This window comes from Maribellus sediminis, from assembly GCF_011799805.1.
In the GTDB taxonomy this organism is placed as follows: domain Bacteria; phylum Bacteroidota; class Bacteroidia; order Bacteroidales; family Prolixibacteraceae; genus Draconibacterium; species Draconibacterium sediminis_A.
The window spans coordinates 92,374-109,756 of record NZ_WXUB01000004.1 but is presented as its reverse complement, the minus strand read 5'-3'; the positions used below and the strand labels follow the sequence as shown (position 1 = coordinate 109,756).

12 protein-coding genes and 1 pseudogene are annotated in these 17,383 nt (G+C 42.9%); 10 read left to right on the top strand and 3 right to left on the bottom strand.

What is annotated here, in order from left to right; genetic code table 11:
- Positions 1 to 2 precede the first annotated feature (2 nt).
- Together HFD85_RS15460 and HFD85_RS15455 are read right to left on the bottom strand one after the other, a co-directional pair.
- The gene (locus HFD85_RS15460) at positions 3 to 575 is read right to left on the bottom strand and encodes a 3'-5' exonuclease (protein ID WP_167611817.1); all 573 of its coding nucleotides are present in this window, start codon (positions 573 to 575) and stop codon (positions 3 to 5) included.
- Complete coding sequence (locus HFD85_RS15455) at positions 576 to 1,193, bottom strand: DUF5063 domain-containing protein (protein WP_167611814.1); 618 nt, start codon at positions 1,191 to 1,193, stop codon at positions 576 to 578.
- An 843-nt stretch (positions 1,194 to 2,036) separates the two neighbouring features.
- Between HFD85_RS15455 and HFD85_RS15450 the strand changes: the two are divergent.
- Positions 2,037 to 3,065, top strand: a pseudogene (locus HFD85_RS15450) (IS481 family transposase); the annotation flags it as partial.
- A 354-nt stretch (positions 3,066 to 3,419) separates the two neighbouring features.
- Here the strand turns inward: HFD85_RS15450 and HFD85_RS15445 are convergent.
- Complete coding sequence (locus HFD85_RS15445; protein ID WP_167611811.1) at positions 3,420 to 5,321, bottom strand: RecQ family ATP-dependent DNA helicase; 1,902 nt, start codon at positions 5,319 to 5,321, stop codon at positions 3,420 to 3,422.
- Positions 5,322 to 5,458: 137 nt separating this feature from the next.
- On the opposite strand from HFD85_RS15445, the gene guaB reads away from it, so the two are divergent.
- From guaB to HFD85_RS15400, 9 genes are all read left to right on the top strand, one after another.
- Positions 5,459 to 6,934: an IMP dehydrogenase gene (gene guaB / locus HFD85_RS15440; protein WP_167611808.1), complete on the top strand. Its 1,476-nt coding sequence runs from the start codon at positions 5,459 to 5,461 to the stop codon at positions 6,932 to 6,934.
- Between the two features lie 40 nt (positions 6,935 to 6,974).
- The gene (locus tag HFD85_RS15435; protein ID WP_167611805.1) at positions 6,975 to 8,870 is read left to right on the top strand and encodes a peptidylprolyl isomerase; all 1,896 of its coding nucleotides are present in this window, start codon (positions 6,975 to 6,977) and stop codon (positions 8,868 to 8,870) included.
- Positions 8,863 to 9,723 (top strand): hypothetical protein, encoded by an 861-nt coding sequence (locus tag HFD85_RS15430; protein WP_167611802.1) that lies wholly within the window; start codon positions 8,863 to 8,865, stop codon positions 9,721 to 9,723. The genes HFD85_RS15435 and HFD85_RS15430 overlap by 8 nt, the downstream gene beginning before the upstream one ends.
- Positions 9,724 to 9,734: 11 nt before the next feature.
- On the top strand, positions 9,735 to 11,078 hold the full coding sequence (locus tag HFD85_RS15425) for a peptidylprolyl isomerase (RefSeq protein WP_167611800.1): 1,344 nt from the start codon (positions 9,735 to 9,737) through the stop codon (positions 11,076 to 11,078).
- Positions 11,079 to 11,093: 15 nt separating this feature from the next.
- Positions 11,094 to 12,056 carry an AAA family ATPase gene (locus HFD85_RS15420; RefSeq protein ID WP_167611798.1) on the top strand — a complete coding sequence of 321 codons (963 nt, stop codon included), beginning with the start codon at positions 11,094 to 11,096 and terminating at the stop codon, positions 12,054 to 12,056.
- Positions 12,056 to 13,627, top strand: a complete 1,572-nt coding sequence (locus HFD85_RS15415; RefSeq protein ID WP_167611795.1) for an OstA-like protein — start codon at positions 12,056 to 12,058, stop codon at positions 13,625 to 13,627. Before HFD85_RS15420 ends, HFD85_RS15415 begins: the two co-directional genes overlap by 1 nt.
- A gap of 160 nt (positions 13,628 to 13,787) precedes the next feature.
- A complete protein-coding gene (locus tag HFD85_RS15410) occupies positions 13,788 to 14,516 on the top strand; it encodes an aspartyl/asparaginyl beta-hydroxylase domain-containing protein (protein ID WP_167611792.1) in 729 nt (242 codons plus the stop codon).
- Between the two features lie 97 nt (positions 14,517 to 14,613).
- Positions 14,614 to 15,405: a class I SAM-dependent methyltransferase gene (locus tag HFD85_RS15405; protein ID WP_167611789.1), complete on the top strand. Its 792-nt coding sequence runs from the start codon at positions 14,614 to 14,616 to the stop codon at positions 15,403 to 15,405.
- Between the two features lie 434 nt (positions 15,406 to 15,839).
- Positions 15,840 to 17,345, top strand: coding sequence for a 2-isopropylmalate synthase (locus tag HFD85_RS15400; protein ID WP_167611786.1), 1,506 nt, complete (start codon positions 15,840 to 15,842; stop codon positions 17,343 to 17,345).
- Positions 17,346 to 17,383: the final 38 nt, after the last annotated feature.

Sequence of the window (17,383 nt, the reverse complement as noted above, 5' to 3'; positions counted from 1 at the left end):
AATTAATTGTTTGAAAAATGTTCGAAAATAACCAATGCAGCCCAGGCATCGGTAGCGGCATACAATTGCTGTGGCTCGGTAAGTTCCGGCGCTTCCCAGTTCGACAACTGCTGCCCTTTTGAGATGCGGAAACCACAGGCAATGGCGGTTAACTTTTTCAGGCTGAAATTCTGAATGCCCATATCTTTGGCTTCGTCCTGCAATTCAACAAAACCGGCTGGTTTGAAATTTGCATATTCCTGCAAGCCTTTTATATCATCGCGTATGGCAACGCCGGGTTTAATAATGTCTTTGTTCGACAACAAGTTCACAATTTCCTTTGGTAACCCAATGAGATTGATTCGGAATAAATAAGCGCGGTTACGGGTTGAAAGCTGCAGAAGAGCTACTTTGTTGACCACCCCTTTTTTAAAGGAAGGTTTTGTTTCAGTGTCGAAACCAATGATCCGGTGCTTTGACAATTCTTTCACAGCACTCCGAACCTTTTTTATTGAATCGATCACTATGATTTCGCCTTCGAATGATTTCAAAGGCATTTCAACTAACTCTTCGTTTGTTATGCTTTCTTTAAACATTTAATCTTCCTCTTCATTCGTGCCCCAAAAGTTATCCAACCATTTGGGATTTCCTTTTCCGGGAGCGGCTTCATCCGAAGTATCTTCCGTAAAATCAACATCGCCAACTACCAGCATGTGCACTGCGCGCAGAACATTTACCAGTTGTTGCCCCCAAAATTCGCTAAAGTGAAAAACACATTCAGCCAGACTATCGTTCATTACTTCCTCGTTTCCAATGCTGTAGGAAGTTATAAAATCCTTCAGATCCTGGTAAATGTCTACCAGGTTTTCGGAAATACTGGCCGTAACCGTTTCGTCGCCAAACTGAATGCTCGGATCGAAAACTTCGTAAAAACTATCGTGCTCACCCAGTAATTGAAGCCACTTCTGATGAACGGTATTGTAATCCAGTTCCGAAACAAACTTTTCCAGTTCCTCCTCCATTACTGATTCCACTTTTGGCAGCAAAGCAGCTTTCAGATAGAGCAGCGGAAGGATCTTTTGCAGTTTGTCCAGATTTTCCTTGGGTGTATGATGACCGGCGTTTTCAATAGTAGCGCAATACTCGCTGGCTACAGTAACAAACTCCACCACATTTTTGGAATACACTATTTGGCTGACACCCTGATCGTTCATTAGTACACTATAAAAATATGCTGCAAAAGTAGTAAAGATTTTTTAAGAAGAAAGCGCTTAGCTTCGAGCCGCAAGCGGCAAGATTTGGAAGGACTGATGGATTGAAGGACTGAATGCTTGAATGCTTTAATATTCTGAAAACTGAGACTGCGACTGAAAACTTTGAATAACGAATGTCGATTAACGATTGAAGATTTTTGATTAAAAACCCCAAACAGAAGGACTGAAGAGTTGAAGGATTGAGGGCAAGAGAGCTTGAATGCCAAAATGCTTTAATGCTTTAATATTCTGAAAACTGAGACTGCGACTGAAAACTTTGAACATCGAATGTCGATTAACGATTGAAGATTTTAAATTGAAAACGCCAAACAGAAGGATTGAAGAGTTGAGAGATTGAGGGTTTGAATGCAATAATGCTAAAATGCCTTATGCTTTAATTCACTGACAACTGAGACTGAATACTGAAAACTATGAACATCGAATGTCGATCAACGATTGAAGATTTTTGATTGAAAACGCCAAACAGAAGGACAGAAGGTTTGAAGGACTGAAGGATTGAGGGTTTGAATGCAATAATGCTAAAATGCCTTATGCTTTAATTCACTGATAACTGAGACTGAATACTGAAAACTTTGAACATCGAATGTCGATCAACGATTGAAGATTTTTGATTGAAAACCCCAAACTGAATGACTGAAGGTTTGAAGGATTGAGGGCAAGAATGCTTGAATGCCAAAATGCTTTAATTGAAATAGTTTCGATTTAATCTGACAGTTAAAAGGCAAAACTGAATAAATTTAGTTTGCGAATAAAAATAAGTTTCACCTTTTAAAACTGTCAGAAATGAATACAGAATCAAAGTTAATCAAAAGCAAGTTAGGCTTATTGCAATTAGCCGAACAATTAGGAAATGTTTCCACTGCTTGTAAGTATTTAGGCTACAGCCGGGATACTTTTTACCGATACAAAGAACTCTTTGAAGAAGGCGGAGAAGTCGGACTTAAAGAGTTAAGCAGAAAAAAGCCCAATGTAAAAAACCGAATTGCTGCTGAGATTGAAGAAAGGGTTGTTGCCTTTGCCATCGAGAACCCTGCATTCGGGCAAACCCGTGTTTCCAATGAACTCAAAAAGGAAGGGATTTTTGTATCGCCAGCAGGAGTCAGATGCGTTTGGCTCAGGCATGACCTGGAAACCTTTAAAAAGCGTTTGAAAGCCCTTGAAGCCAAGGTAGCACAAGATGGTTATATTCTCACTGAGGCTCAAGTTGTGGCATTGGAAAAAGCGAAGGAAGAAAAACAGGCACAAGGCGAGATTGAAACCTATCATCCCGGCTATCTGGGAGCTCAGGATACCTACTATGTCGGCTATATCAAAGGTGTTGGGAAAATATACCAGCAAACCTATATTGATACCTATGCCAAAGTAGCAACAGCGAAACTCTACGACCGAAAAATTGCATTGGTTGCTGCCGATACCCTGAATGATCGGGTGATTCCCCTTTACGACAGATACGGTATTCCTTTGATGCGGATACTGACCGACAGGGGGACTGAATACTGTGGGGCAAGAGAACATCACGAATATCAGTTATATCTTGCCATTGAGGATATTGACCATTCCAAAACAAAAGCAAAAAGTCCGCAAACCAATGGCATTTGTGAACGTTTCCACAGAACAATGCAGGATGAGTTTTATGCTACTGCATTCCGAAAAAAGATTTACAACACAATCGAAGAATTACAGGCAGATGTTGATGTCTGGCTGGATTATTACAACAATCACAGACCTCATTCCGGGAAATACTGCTTTGGGAAAACACCTATGCAAACCTGGAACGATAGTCTGCATCTGGCAAAAGAAAAGCTGCTAAGCAATCAGTTTCAAAATGTTGTATCTTTAACGGTGTCAGATGAAACGGAAACAGGCTCTGGTGGCGACCAACCTGCAAGGGATAATCTGACCGACTGGAATGGTAAAAAGGGGCAATCCAGCCCCTCATTCCCACTAATCATTCCAAGAGAAAATGCCTTGGAAAACGCATTGTCTCGATAGAGGCAAAAATGCCTTACTGTCAGATCAAGTCTTAACTTTTACACTTTAATTCACTGATAACTGAGACTGAAAACTGCGACTATACCTTAAACTCTGAACTTTGAACCTGCCCGAATGAATTCGTTCCCGCCAGAATGGTTCTTTCGGGCTGGCAGGCGGGCTCTGAACTCTCAACTACTCCTTCCACTCCAACAGCCCGTCAATGCGGTAAATGATCTTATTGTTGTCGAGGTACCATTTCAGTATTTTTCGCATTTTCTCAGGTTCGCCTTTTAGTTTAAAAATCAGCCCTTCCATGGTTGAAGGCTCGGCCAGTATTTTCTTAATGCGCTGTCCATAACTTTTAAACTCAAATGTGGTGATCTCCAACTGTTCCACATTCTTACACACATCGCAGGTGCCGCAGGGTGCTGCATCGTCTTCGCCAAAATACGCCAGCAAAATCTGGCTGCGGCAGGTATCCGAACTTCCGGCATAGTGAATCACAGCATCGATTCGTTCTGCAAAATCCTTTTTTCTGATATCGTAATTTTCCTTCGAAATTTTTAACCGGTCGATGGCGATTCTTTCCTTGCTGAAATAAATAAAAGGTGTCCGGCTGCGTGGGACGTAGTCGATTACATTGGATTTTCGCAGGTGTTTCAGATAGTTATACACCGCATCCCCATCGATTCCGGCACGTTTGCCCAGCAGTTCTTCATCGATCCGAACATAACCGCTAAACAAACCGGTGTATGAACGCAATACCAGCTTGATAAAATTATCGTAATTGGCGTTGGCCACCTGAAATTTGTAAAGTTCGTCGCGCGAAACCACAAAATATATCCGCGATGGATTATCCACTTCTTCCGTAAATTCAAGGAAACCTTCCCGTTGCAAAATCTTCAGGCTGTTGTACACCATGGCCTGCTGAAATTTAAACGCCTGGGCAAAGCTCTGCAGACTAAATTCATAAGTCATGCCCTTTCCATATCCGATGGCCACCTGGAGGTAATTACAAAGCGCTTCGTAAATCCGTTTAATGTTGGCAATTTCGGGAAAAGCAACCGAAATGTGTTTTTTCAGTTTTACCCGGTCGGTGTTGTTGTACAATAGCACTGCCGCCGATTTTTTACCATCGCGGCCGGCACGACCAGCTTCCTGGTAATAAGCCTCCAGTGAATCGGGTGGTGTTAAATGAATCACAAAACGCACATCGGGTTTGTCAATTCCCATACCGAAAGCATTCGTGGCCACAATCACCCGCGTTTTCCCCTTCACCCAATCGTCTTGCCGCACACTGCGTACCAGGTTACTCAAACCGGCATGGTAATAATCTGCTGAGATTTTGTTTTTACGTAATTCATCGGCTATTTCGCGTGTTGCCTTGCGGCTGCGAACATAAATAATACCCGAGCCTTTTACTCTATTCAGCGTTTTCAACAGGTATCCATCCTTATCTTCCACTTGCCGCACCAGGTAACTTAAGTTGTCGCGCTGAAAGGAAACACTCAGCTGATTCTTTTCTTTAAAGGCCAGCTTCTCCTGAATATCGTCGACTACCTTTGGAGTTGCCGTTGCCGTTAATGCCAGCACAGGAACATCGGGCAGGAATTTCCGTACTTCAACAATATTCAGGTAACTGGGCCTGAAATCGTAACCCCACTGTGATATACAGTGGGCTTCATCTATCGTCAGCAGGTTAATCTCCATTTGTTTCAGGCGCTCCAGAAAACGCTCCGAATTAAGGCGTTCCGGAGAAACATACAGAAACTTGTAAGACCCCCACACTGCATTATCGAGCGTAAGTTTTATTTCGCGCGGCGACATGCCACTGTGAACAGCCAGCGCCTTAATGCCCTTTTTGTTCAGGTTCTCAACCTGGTCTTTCATTAAGGCAATAAGCGGTGTTACCACAATGCAAATACCTGGTTTCGAGAGCGAAAACACCTGAAAAGTAATCGATTTCCCGCCACCCGTCGGCATCAGTCCAAGCGTGTCTTTCCCTTCCTTTACCGACTGGATGATTTCCAGCTGTAAAGGTCTGAAGTCGGGATAGCCCCAATGCTTGATCAGTATCTGCCTAAAAGATTCCATTTAATACAAATTAAGAAATCATTTTAGGCTTTAACAATATTTATTGTTCAAAATAGCTGTACGGCCTATTTTAGCCTTCCCTGTGTGCTATTTTTTTGTAGTTTTGCGCATTAATAAAAACACTTAATACAATAGCCATGTCGTTTTTAAAAGACAAAATTGAATTTGAAGGTTTGACTTTCGACGACGTCCTATTACTTCCCTCATACTCAGAACTCTTACCACGCGAAGTAGACCTAACATCACGGTTCACACGAAATATTACCATCAACACACCGATACTTACGGCTGCCATGGACACGGTAACCGAACACAAAATGGCCATTGCTATTGCCCGTGAAGGCGGAATTGGTGTGATTCATAAAAACATGGGGATCGAAGAACAAGCCCACCAGGTAACGACTGTTAAAAGGGCTGAAAACGGAATGATCTACGATCCGATTACCACCACTCCCGATAAAAAGGTGAAGGATGCTTTGGAACTCATGGCTAAATACAAAATCGGTGGTATTCCCGTGGTTGACGACGGTGGCTTTTTAGTGGGAATTGTTACCAACCGCGATCTACGTTTCGAACGCAATATGAGCCGTCCGATCACCGAAGTAATGACCAGCGAAAACCTGGTTTCTACAACCGAATCAACCAACCTGGAAAAAGCAGCTGATATTCTTCAGAAATATAAAATTGAGAAACTGCCGGTAGTTGATAAAAACAACAAACTGATTGGGCTGGTAACCTACAAAGACATTACCAAAGCAAAAGATAAGCCGCTGGCCTGTAAAGACGAAAAAGGCCGTTTACGGGTAGCTGCCGGAGTTGGAATTGCCGGCGATACCATGGACCGTGTGGATGAGCTGATAAAAGCGCAGGTGGATGCACTGGTGATCGATACGGCTCACGGACACTCAAAAGGTGTAATTGAGATACTAAAAAAAATAAAAGCAAAATATCCTGAAAAAGATGTTGTAGCCGGAAACATCGGTACCGCCGAAGCAGCTATTGCACTGGTAAATGCCGGCGCCGACGCGGTAAAAGTGGGAATCGGGCCCGGCTCGATTTGTACCACCCGGATAATTGCCGGAGTTGGTATCCCACAATTATCTGCCATTTACAACGTTTCAAAAGCGATAAAAGATTCCGGGATTCCGGTAATCGGCGATGGCGGCATCCGCTATTCGGGCGACATTGTTAAAGGCCTGGCAGCAGGTGCCGATTCAATCATGGCCGGTGGCTTGTTTGCCGGAGTGGAGGAATCGCCCGGTGAAACCATTCTTTACCAGGGACGAAAATTTAAATCGTACCGCGGAATGGGATCGGTTGAAGCCATGCAGCAGGGATCGAAAGACCGCTATTTTCAGGATATGGAAGAAGACATCAAAAAACTGGTTCCCGAAGGTATCGCTGCACGGGTGCCTTACAAAGGATCGCTATATGAGGTAATTTACCAATTGATAGGCGGCCTGCGGGCAGGTATGGGTTATTGCGGTGCACCAAATATAAAAGCGTTGCAAAAAGCCAAATTTACCGTGATTTCCAATGCCGGGGTGCAGGAAAGTCACCCCCACGATGTGAGTATTACACGTGAAGCACCAAATTATAGCAGTCGCCAGTGATCCCTGAATTTTTGAAATGAATAATAAAAAGAAAACAGTAATGAAACGAGCATTCTTTTCATTTGTATTGATATGCATTACAGCATTCGGCCTTTTTGCACAAGACGATGAAATTCTAATGACCATCGACGGTCAACCGGTTACAAAAGCCGAATTCGAATACATCTACAAGAAAAACAACAACAACGTTTTTAGCGAGGCTGATAAAAAATCACCGGAGGATTACCTCGACCTGTTCATTGATTTTAAACTGAAAGTGATTGAAGCTGAAAACCTGAAGATGGACACCAGCCAGGCTTTTATCAATGAGTTGGCCGGCTACCGGAAGGAAGTTGCAGCGCCCTACCTCACCGATACTAATTTCGATGAGCAACTGGTAAAAGAAACCTACAACCGAATGACAAAGGAAGTGGATGCCAGCCATATATTGTTGCGTCTTGATCAGAATGCGACACCCGACCAGGAAGCCAAGGTACTGGAAAGGATAACCAACATCCGCGAGGAAATCGTAAACGGGAAAGACTTTGGTGAAGCAGCTGTTGAATATTCCGAAGATCCTTCGGCAAAGGATAACAAAGGTCATCTGGGCTATTTCACGGCTTTCATGATGGTCGCACCATTTGAAGATGCCGCATTCGAAACACCGGTGGGAGAGGTTTCTGAACCGGTTCGTACGCGTTTTGGCTATCACATCATAAAAGTGAACGATGTTCGCAAAAACAAAGGCGAGATTCTGGTCGCCCACATCATGAAAAATGTGGCAAACGACGCTTCAGAAGAAACCAGAAAAGCTCAGAAAGAAAAAATAGACGCGATTTATGAAGAACTTTTAAAAGGTGCCGATTTTGCCGAAATGGCTAAAAAGGAATCTGACGACCGCCGCACCGCTACCGAAGGTGGAAAAATGCCATGGTTCGCTGCAGGACGCATTATCCCCGAATTCTCGAATCCGGCCTTTGCCATCGAGAACATTGGCGATTTCACCAAGCCGGTGGAAACAGCATTTGGCTACCACATTATAAAAAAACTCGATGAAAAACCGGTGGCTTCTTTTGAAGATATGAAAGCTGAGATTGAAACGCGAATTAAAAGAGACCCGGAACGCAGCAATTCAAGCCAGCACGCGTTTATTGCTTCGTTGAAAGATGAGTATGGATATTCAGAAAACGAGGCAAACAAAAAGGTACTTGCGGAAAAAACGATTTTGGACAGTGCTTCGGTTAGTAAGCTTGTTCTTTTCAGCATTTATGGAAAAGACTACACCGGTGCCGATTTTACAAGTTGGATTGCAAACAACAAACAACAAAATCCAATCTATTCAACACAATTCGAACAATGGGTGGATGCCGAAGTGCTTGCTTTGGAAGATGCAAAGCTGGAAATAAAACATCCTGAATTCAAATTCCTGATGAAGGAATATCACGACGGTATATTACTGTTCAATATTTCACAGGAGAAAATCTGGAATTATGCCAGTCAGGATAGTGCCGGTCTGGAAGCGTTCTACGAAAAGAATAAAGGAATTCACATGTGGAACGAACGTTTTAAAGGAAGCATTATAAGCTGTGAAGATCCTGCGGTTCACGAACAAGCCGATAATTTATTTGGAGCCGGTTTGTCGAACGACGAAGTAATGGAACACATTAACGTTGACGGCGAACTTATTCAATTCAAAACCGGTGCCTGGGAAGAAGGCGAAAATCCGATTGTCGATTACTTCGTATGGAATGGACCGAAACCTGCCGGTTTTAACGAAGAAGTTACTTTCGTTCGCGGCGACAAGGTTGGCCCGGAACCTAAAGAACTGGATGAAGCTCGCGGATTGTACATTTCTGATTACCAAAAATACCTGGAAGAAAAATGGATAAAAGAACTTCGCTCGAAGTATAAAGTTAAGATCAATAAAAAAGTATTGAAAACGGTACCTGGTGTTTAAAACGCTTCTAAAATATAGCTTGTTTATTGCAGTGGTTCTAACTGGGGCTGCCTGTTCCGAATCGGTACAGGAGAAACCGGTGGCACAGGTTGGTTCGCATTACCTCTACCCTTCCGACATTTCGCGAATAATGCCGGCGAATACAAATACTGAAGACAGTGCCATTCTGGCTAACGATTACATCAACAAGTGGATTAAACAGGAATTGATGATCCAGAAAGCCAACGAAAATTTAAGCGAAGATCAGAAAGACCTTACTCACGAACTGGAGGAATATCGTAATTCACTAATCATTTATCGTTATAAAAACGAGTTGGTAAAACAACGCATGGATACGGTGGTTACCACGGAGCAGATTGAAGATTTTTACAATGCCAATAAGCAAACCTTTTTGCTCGACCGCTCTATCGTAAAAGCCGTTTTTATAAAAATCCCCAGCGAACTGGCCAATCCCGAGCAATTAAAGGAAATGGTGAAAGATGATTCGGAAGAAGGACAAAGCGAGCTAAGGGATTATTGCATGCAGTACGCCAAAAATTTTGAGATCGCACTCGACAGCTGGATTGACTTTGCTGTTTTGAACCGCAACCTGCCTGAAAACATCAGCGATCCGGTAAGCTTTCTTACCCGAAATAACCTGAAAGAAATGGATGACTCCAATTATTACTATCTTGTGAGCATTCACGATTATATGCTGACTAACGACCTTGCTCCTCTTGAATTTGTGGAAAACAACATAAAAAATTTAATTTTGAACCAGCGTAAAATCAAATTTCTAAGAGAGCTGGAAAACAATATTTATACTGAAGGGGAACGTCAAAAGAAATTTAAAATATACCAGGAGAACGAATGACAATGAAGAATATGAAGAAAATACTGGGAGCCATTTTACTGAATCTACTTGTTTTGGGAAGTATGGCTCAGGATAAAGTTATCGATCAGATTGTTGCAATTGTGGGCGGTAACATTATACTGAAATCGGATATCGAGAACGCAACACTCAGTCAGCAGGCTCAGGGAATCACCACCGAAGGCGACATGAAATGTGAAGTACTGGAGGATTACCTGATTAATAAACTGCTGGTTGCCGAAGCCGAAATGGATACCTTGATCACGGTAACACCAAGCCAGATTAACCAGCAAATGGACCAACAGATACAATATTTTTTGCAACATATGGGTACCGAAAGTGCGATTGAAACATATTTCAACAAACCGATTGCACAAGTTAAAGCAGATTTGCAGGAAAACATCCGCGAAAATTCTCTGGCACAACAAATGCGTTCTAAAATTGTAGAGAATGTTACGGTAACGCCTTCGGAAGTGCGCTACTATTTCCGTAATCTCGACAAGGAACAGATTCCCACAATTCCAACTCAATACGAATACGGGCAGATTACCATGCAACCTCAGATTGAACTGGAAGAGCAAAACCGTGTAAAGGCTAAACTTCGCGAAATAAAGAAACGTATCGAAAACGGTTCAAGTTTCGAAGCCATGGCAGTGATTTATTCTGAAGATCCGGGATCGGCCAAAGATGGCGGAAAATTACCATATTTCGGACGCGCAGAGTTAGATCCGGAATTTGCTGCTGTTGCTTTTAATCTAAAGGGTGACAAGATCTCGAACATAGTACAGAGCGCTATGGGTTACCATATCATTCAGCTAATCGACAAACAGGGTGGTAAAGTAGCAACCCGCCATATTCTTATGAGGCCTAAAGTTTCGGTTGAAGCACGCGAAGAGGCGTACAATCGTCTGGACAGTCTTGCAACGCTAATCCGTAAAAACGAAATCGGGTTCGAACAGGCTGCTAGCATGTTCTCGTACGATAAAAACACTAGAAATAACGGGGGTTTGGCAATTAACCCAAATACCATGTCATCAAAGTTTGCCATAGAAGAACTCGACGGCGACATCAGTAAGGTAATTACAAAGATGAACCTGAACGAAATTTCACAACCTTTCGAAACCATCGATCCCGAGAATCAACAAACCGTGTATAAGATTGTTAAACTCACTAATAAAATCGATGCTCACAAAGCAGATTTGCAAAACGATTATCAGGTTCTGGCCGACCTTTACCTGGCTAAAAAGAAAGAGGATGTAATGCAAAAATGGATTGCCGAACAACAGTCACAAACCTATATCCGAATCGATAATACGTATGCAAACTGTAACTTTAAATTCGATAACTGGATAAAATAAGCACCTGATACACCCATGGAATTTAAAAACGATGTTGCTGCGCTGGATGCCCTGCGCGAAAAATTTGAGGCATTAAAAAACGAGATTAAGAAAGTAATTTACGGACAGGATGAAGTGATCGACCAGGTGTTGGTTTCACTTTTCAGCCGTGGACATGTCCTTCTTATTGGTGTTCCGGGACTGGCAAAAACGCTGCTGGTAACTACCATTGCTAAAACACTCGGATTAAAATACAACCGTATTCAGTTTACTCCCGATTTGATGCCTTCTGACATTATCGGTACTGAGATCCTGGATAACGAACGCAACTTCAAATTTATCAAGGGGCCGCTTTTCGCCAACATCATTCTGGCCGACGAGATCAACCGTACGCCGCCAAAAACACAGTCGGCATTGCTAGAAGCCATGCAGGAAAGATCGGTAACTGCTGCAGGCGAACACTTCGATCTCGACAAGCCGTTTTTTGTTTTGGCTACTCAAAACCCGATTGAACAGGAAGGTACTTATCCGCTTCCTGAAGCTCAGCTCGACCGTTTTATGTTTTCGGTATGGCTCGATTATCCAAAACTCGAAGATGAGTTGACCATTGTTAGAAATACAACTTCAACTTATACCAATGAACCCAAAACCGTGATTTCGGGCGACGAGATCAAGTTCTTCCAGGACCTGATTCGTAAAGTGCCTGTAAACGACAATGTACTGCAATACGCAGTAACACTCGCCGCCAAAACTCGTCCGGGTAACGGGCATTCAGCCGAGGTTTCAAACCAGTACCTGAAATGGGGAGCCGGTCCGCGTGCTTCGCAATACCTTGTACTTGGAGCAAAAACCAATGCTGCATTGCACGGAAAATATTCTCCCGACATTGAAGATGTAAAAGCAGTGGCGCCTTCCATTTTACGTCACAGGATCATAAAAAATTACAAGGCAGAAGCCGAGAATAAATCTATCGACGATATCATCGATCAATTGCTTTAATGCACACCAGTCGTTTCAATACTAAAATAGCTGCCCCTTTCCGGAACTTTATTCTGGGGCTTATACTTTTATTGCCTTTTTTCTCGTCGGCCCAGGAAAAGAAAGAGGTGGAAATTTTACAGGCCGGAGCACTCGTTCAAAGTCCTCATATTGCAAATGCACAACGCCTGCTGAACGACGTTATCATCAAGCACCAGGACGTGCTGATGTATTGCGACAGTGCCTACACCTACGAAGGCTCGAACCGGGTAGATGCTTTTGGCCACGTTCATATTAACCAGGGAGACACACTACATCTTTACGCCCAAAAGGTTTTTTACGATGGCGACCGCAGTTTTGCACAAGCCATACATGATGTTGAACTTCACAACAAGGATATTATCCTGTACACCGACACCCTGGATTACGACATGGAAAATGACATTGGTTATTACGACTGCTTTGGTAAGATAGTCGACAGCACCAATGTACTAACCAGCAAAGTTGGCAAATACTACATGAACGAGAAGCTCGCGCACTTTACCGACAGTGTAGTGGGTTTCAGCGATAAGTACACCATCGACAGTGACAACTTGAAGTACAACACGGAAAGCGAAATTATTTATTTCGAAGGACCAACTACCATACGCGATTCAGCAAATACTTTGTATGCCGAAGATGGCTGGTACAATACCATTACAGGTGAAGCCGATCTGAAAAAAAGCCCCGAGGTTTATAACGAAACCCAGCTGTTAAAAGCCAAACAAATTATTTACAACAAAGAAAACGGTGATGGTTTTGCCTACGGGAATGTTCATCTTGAAGATTACGAAAACAGAACCATTGTTCGCGGAAACAGTGTTCAATACAACGAACTCACAGAACTCGCCACAGTCACTGATTCGGCTATGTTCATATCGTATAACGAAACCGACAGCCTGTTTTTGCATGCCGACACATTGCGCACCATGCCCGATACCGTTGAAGGTGAAAATATTGTGAAGGCCTATTATGGTGTTCGTTTTTACCGCAGCGATGTACAGGGAATCTGCGATTCACTGATCTATTTCACAAAAGATTCGCTGGTGCAGTTGTTCAGAAATCCGGTACTTTGGTCGGAAATGCAGCAACTGAGTGCCGACCGTATTGAAATGATCCAGCATACAAATGCGCCCGATCAGATTCTGATGTATAAAAACAGCTTTATTATTGCTGAACAGGATTCGGGCATGTACGACCAGATAAAAGGCAAGGATATGGTAGGTTACGTTATAAATGGTGAACTCAACAACATCAATGTCGACGGAAACGGACAAACGCTGTATTATGCCCGTGAAGACAAGGAAATTATTGGCATGAACCGTGCCGAAAGCAGTAACATTTCCATTCGCTTTAAAGACGGACAGATACATAAAATTGCTTTTATGAAGCAGCCTACCGGAGAGTTGAAACCACTGTTGGACCTCACTGAAAACGACAAAAAACTTGCGGATTTTAAGTGGCAGATCGATTTGCGCCCGGTTTCGAAAGACGACATTTTCCGTGAACCCAAGACACAGACTCCGGAAATAACTGAGGCCGCAGAAAAATAGAATTGATCCCGGTTATTATTCACTTCACCATCCTTCACAACAGGCTGGTAATCGTTGCCTAGCCAGGTAAAAGAAGTAAAAACGCTAAACTTTGGAGCACAGCTGCTTGTTAGGTTTACTTTGAATTTAGATAACATTCTGACCAACTAAGCGCAGAAATATGAGCAACCGGCAAATCACAAAACATTTAAAGTTACCAATTCGATTCGATCAGCATAAACTGGCTCATGATCTTTCATTAGCACTCAAAAAAAACTGGATACCGCATTTTAATACCTCGGGGTATAGCGGCGAGTGGACAGTAATTCCTTTGTACACAGGCAATGGCGACGAAACAAATATTTTTGCCATTTCACCTGAAGCTGCCGAAATTACAGAAACACCAATCATGAAAGAGTGCCACTACTTCAGGGAAGTAGTCGAATCATTTAAGTTTCCGGTAACAAGCGCACGTTTGTTAAGGCTTGGCTCCGGAGCTGAAATAAAGCCGCACAGAGATCATGAGTTGGGCTACGAAGACGGTAGTTTTCGCCTGCACATCCCGATTGTTACCAACAGCCTGGTTGAGTTTATTTTAGATGGTGAATGGCTGCTAATGTCACCCGGAGAATGCTGGTATACCAATGTCAATTTCATTCACTCGGTAAGCAACCGTGGTGAAACAGATAGGATTCACCTGGTAATTGATGGCCTCAGAAATGAATGGACCGACAAGTTATTTTATGCGCAGGCTCCTCCCGACAGCTTTCAGAAAATGCGAGATAACCAGGAATCGTCGGAAACGATTAAACGAATAATCGAAGAATTGGAACGAAGTACTGAACCCGCCGCAAAACAGTTGATCGCAGAATTATCCCAGAAGCTAAGTTCGGGAAACCACTTGGCTTAAAATCACAGTTTCTCTCACTTTATTTTCGCAAAAGATTTGATTTTAGCCTGAAAAAAGCTTCATTCACTTAACTTTATGTCGAATAAAAAATTGACCAATGGATTATATCGCCATCAATAAAAAACTCTGGGACGAAAAAACAGAACATCACTTTCAATCCGATTTCTACGATGTAAGTTCCTTTCTGAAAGGAAAAGATTCGCTAAATACCATCGAACTTGAATTGCTGGGTGAGCTGAAAGGGAAAAAAATATTACACCTTCAATGTCATTTCGGACAAGATACGATTTCACTCGCCCGCCACGGAGCAGAGGCTACCGGCGTTGATCTTTCGGATAAAGCCATTGAAAAAGCACGGGAATTAAACGACAAGCTGGGAACTACTGTCCGCTTTATTCAGAGCGATGTATACCAACTTCATGAGGTGCTCGACGAACAATTCGACATTGTTTTTACATCCTACGGAGTTATCGGTTGGTTGCCAGATATGAACAAATGGGCCGAAGTGATCCATCGTTTTTTAAAACCCGGAGGGAAGCTGGTGTTTGTTGAATTTCATCCCATCATCTGGATGTTGAGTTACGATTTTCAGCGCATTGAATACAATTACATGGATTCGCCACCAATTATAGAAGAACTTGAAGGCACCTACACCGACAGGAGTGCTCCAATCAAGGAAAAATCGGTTTCGTGGAACCACGGTCTGAGCACGGTAATAAATGCACTGATAAAATCCGGTTTGACGATCACCGATTTCAGGGAATACAATTATTCGCCTTACGATTGTTTTCAGAACACGGTAAAAATCGACGAACGAAAATTCAAAATAAAAGGACTCGAAGATAAAATCCCGATGGTTTATTCGGTAACGGCAGACAAAAAATTGTAGTATCGGTGTAGATTTTTGGGGTAACGGCGTGTAGAATAGTTAAACAGAATCGGAGTTTGTGGTATTATTCTTAACTTTTCGTATAAAAAAGCCCGTTTTGTTTTCATTTTTGAAAAATATTTTGATATTTGCAGGAAATCGTAAGTAAACGATCAAATGAGATTAAACATCAACATATCTATTCTAAATATTATTCTTGGTATTCTTCTTCTAAAAAAGTTGAACTGAGAGTGGTATGTTGATACAAAATATTGGATTTAAAATAGAAGCCATTCTCAGATAAGAGGGTGGCTTTTTTAATGCAGGAAGCTGGAAGCACGAAGTCGGAAGAAAAAAAATTTCCGCTTCATACTTCAAACCGCAATCCAATAGGTTTTATAACGAAACAGAGAACTTGATTAGACAGCTAATAAAAATTGAAAAATGAATAAATCATGAGCGACAGACTTTACATTTTCGACACAACCTTGCGCGACGGAGAACAGGTCCCGGGTTGTCAGTTGAACACGGTAGAAAAGATTGAAGTTGCCAAAGCATTGCAGGATTTGGGAGTTGACGTAATTGAAGCCGGCTTCCCTATTTCCAGCCCTGGCGATTTTGAATCGGTAGTAGAGATTTCGAAAGCGGTAACATGGCCAACCATTTGTGCCCTGACCCGCGCAGTGCAAAAAGATATCGATGTTGCAGCCGAATCGCTAAAGTACGCCAAGAAAGGACGTATTCACACGGGAATCGGAACATCGGATTTTCACATTTACCACAAACTAAATTCCAATCCGGAAGAAATTATAGAACGCGGTGTTGAAGCCGTTAAATACGCCAAGAAATACGTTGAAGACGTAGAGTTTTATGCCGAAGATGCCGGACGTACAGGAAATGAATACCTGGCTCGGGTAATCGAGGCAGTAATCAAAGCCGGGGCCACAGTGGTAAATATTCCGGATACAACCGGTTATACCCTCCCCCACGAGTTTGGTGCAAAAATTAAGTACCTGATGGAAAATGTGCCAAACATTCATAAAGCAGTTATTTCAACACACTGTCATAACGATTTGGGAATGGCAACTGCCAATACCATTTCGGGTGTTTTGAATGGTGCGCGCCAGGCTGAGGTAACCATCAACGGTATCGGCGAACGTGCCGGAAATACTTCGCTCGAAGAAGTAGTTATGACACTTAAAACACATTACCAGGCACTGGGAATTGAGACAGGTGTAAATACCAAAAACATTTACAACACCAGCCGTTTGGTTTCTACCCTGATGAACATGCCGGTTCAGCCAAACAAAGCGGTAGTTGGCAGAAATGCTTTTGCACACTCATCGGGAATTCACCAGGACGGTGTTTTGAAAAACCGTGAGAACTACGAGATCATGGATCCGACTGACGTTGGTATCAACGAATCAGCGATTTTGTTGACAGCCCGAAGTGGACGTGCCGCATTGAAGCACCGTTTGGAATTATTGGGCTTCCAGTTAGACAAAGCAAAACTCGACGAGGTATACGACGAGTTCCTGAAACTGGCCGATAAGAAAAAAGACATCCGCGACGACGATATCGCGTTGCTGGTTGGCGATGCCACGCGCAAAGAGCGACGTATCAAATTGGATTACCTGCAGGTAGTTTCAGGCAAAAGTCTGAAACCAATGGCTACCGTTTGCCTCGATATTTCAGGTGAGAAATTTGACGCAACATCTGCCGGAAACGGTCCGGTTGATGCCGCCATTTCTGCAGTTAAAAAGATCATTCACCGCCAGGTAGTTATTGAAGAATTCCTGGTTCAGGCCATAACCCGCGGTAGCGACGATATTGGTAAAGTGCACATGCAGGTGGACTATAACGACTCCATCTACCATGGTTTTGGTGCACACACCGATATTATTACTGCATCAGTGGAAGCTTTCCTTGATGCGATTAACAAATTGCCGGTGGCGAGTTAAGTAGTTAAGTAAAAAAGATTCGGACAGTTCATCCCCCT

Bases quoted from the DNA above. Each gene is read 5' to 3' on its own strand.
- HFD85_RS15420 (WP_167611798.1), top strand. From the start codon at position 11,094: ATGGAATTTAAAAACGATGTTGCTGCGCTGGATGCCCTGCGCGAAAAA.
- HFD85_RS15415 (WP_167611795.1), top strand. From the start codon at position 12,056: ATGCACACCAGTCGTTTCAATACTAAAATAGCTGCCCCTTTCCGGAAC.
- HFD85_RS15455 (WP_167611814.1), bottom strand. From the start codon at position 1,193: ATGAACGATCAGGGTGTCAGCCAAATAGTGTATTCCAAAAATGTGGTG.
- guaB (WP_167611808.1), top strand. From the start codon at position 5,459: ATGTCGTTTTTAAAAGACAAAATTGAATTTGAAGGTTTGACTTTCGAC.
- HFD85_RS15410 (WP_167611792.1), top strand. From the start codon at position 13,788: ATGAGCAACCGGCAAATCACAAAACATTTAAAGTTACCAATTCGATTC.
- HFD85_RS15435 (WP_167611805.1), top strand. From the start codon at position 6,975: ATGAAACGAGCATTCTTTTCATTTGTATTGATATGCATTACAGCATTC.
- HFD85_RS15405 (WP_167611789.1), top strand. From the start codon at position 14,614: ATGGATTATATCGCCATCAATAAAAAACTCTGGGACGAAAAAACAGAA.
- HFD85_RS15425 (WP_167611800.1), top strand. From the start codon at position 9,735: ATGAAGAAAATACTGGGAGCCATTTTACTGAATCTACTTGTTTTGGGA.
- HFD85_RS15400 (WP_167611786.1), top strand. From the start codon at position 15,840: ATGAGCGACAGACTTTACATTTTCGACACAACCTTGCGCGACGGAGAA.
- HFD85_RS15460 (WP_167611817.1), bottom strand. From the start codon at position 575: ATGTTTAAAGAAAGCATAACAAACGAAGAGTTAGTTGAAATGCCTTTG.
- HFD85_RS15445 (WP_167611811.1), bottom strand. From the start codon at position 5,321: ATGGAATCTTTTAGGCAGATACTGATCAAGCATTGGGGCTATCCCGAC.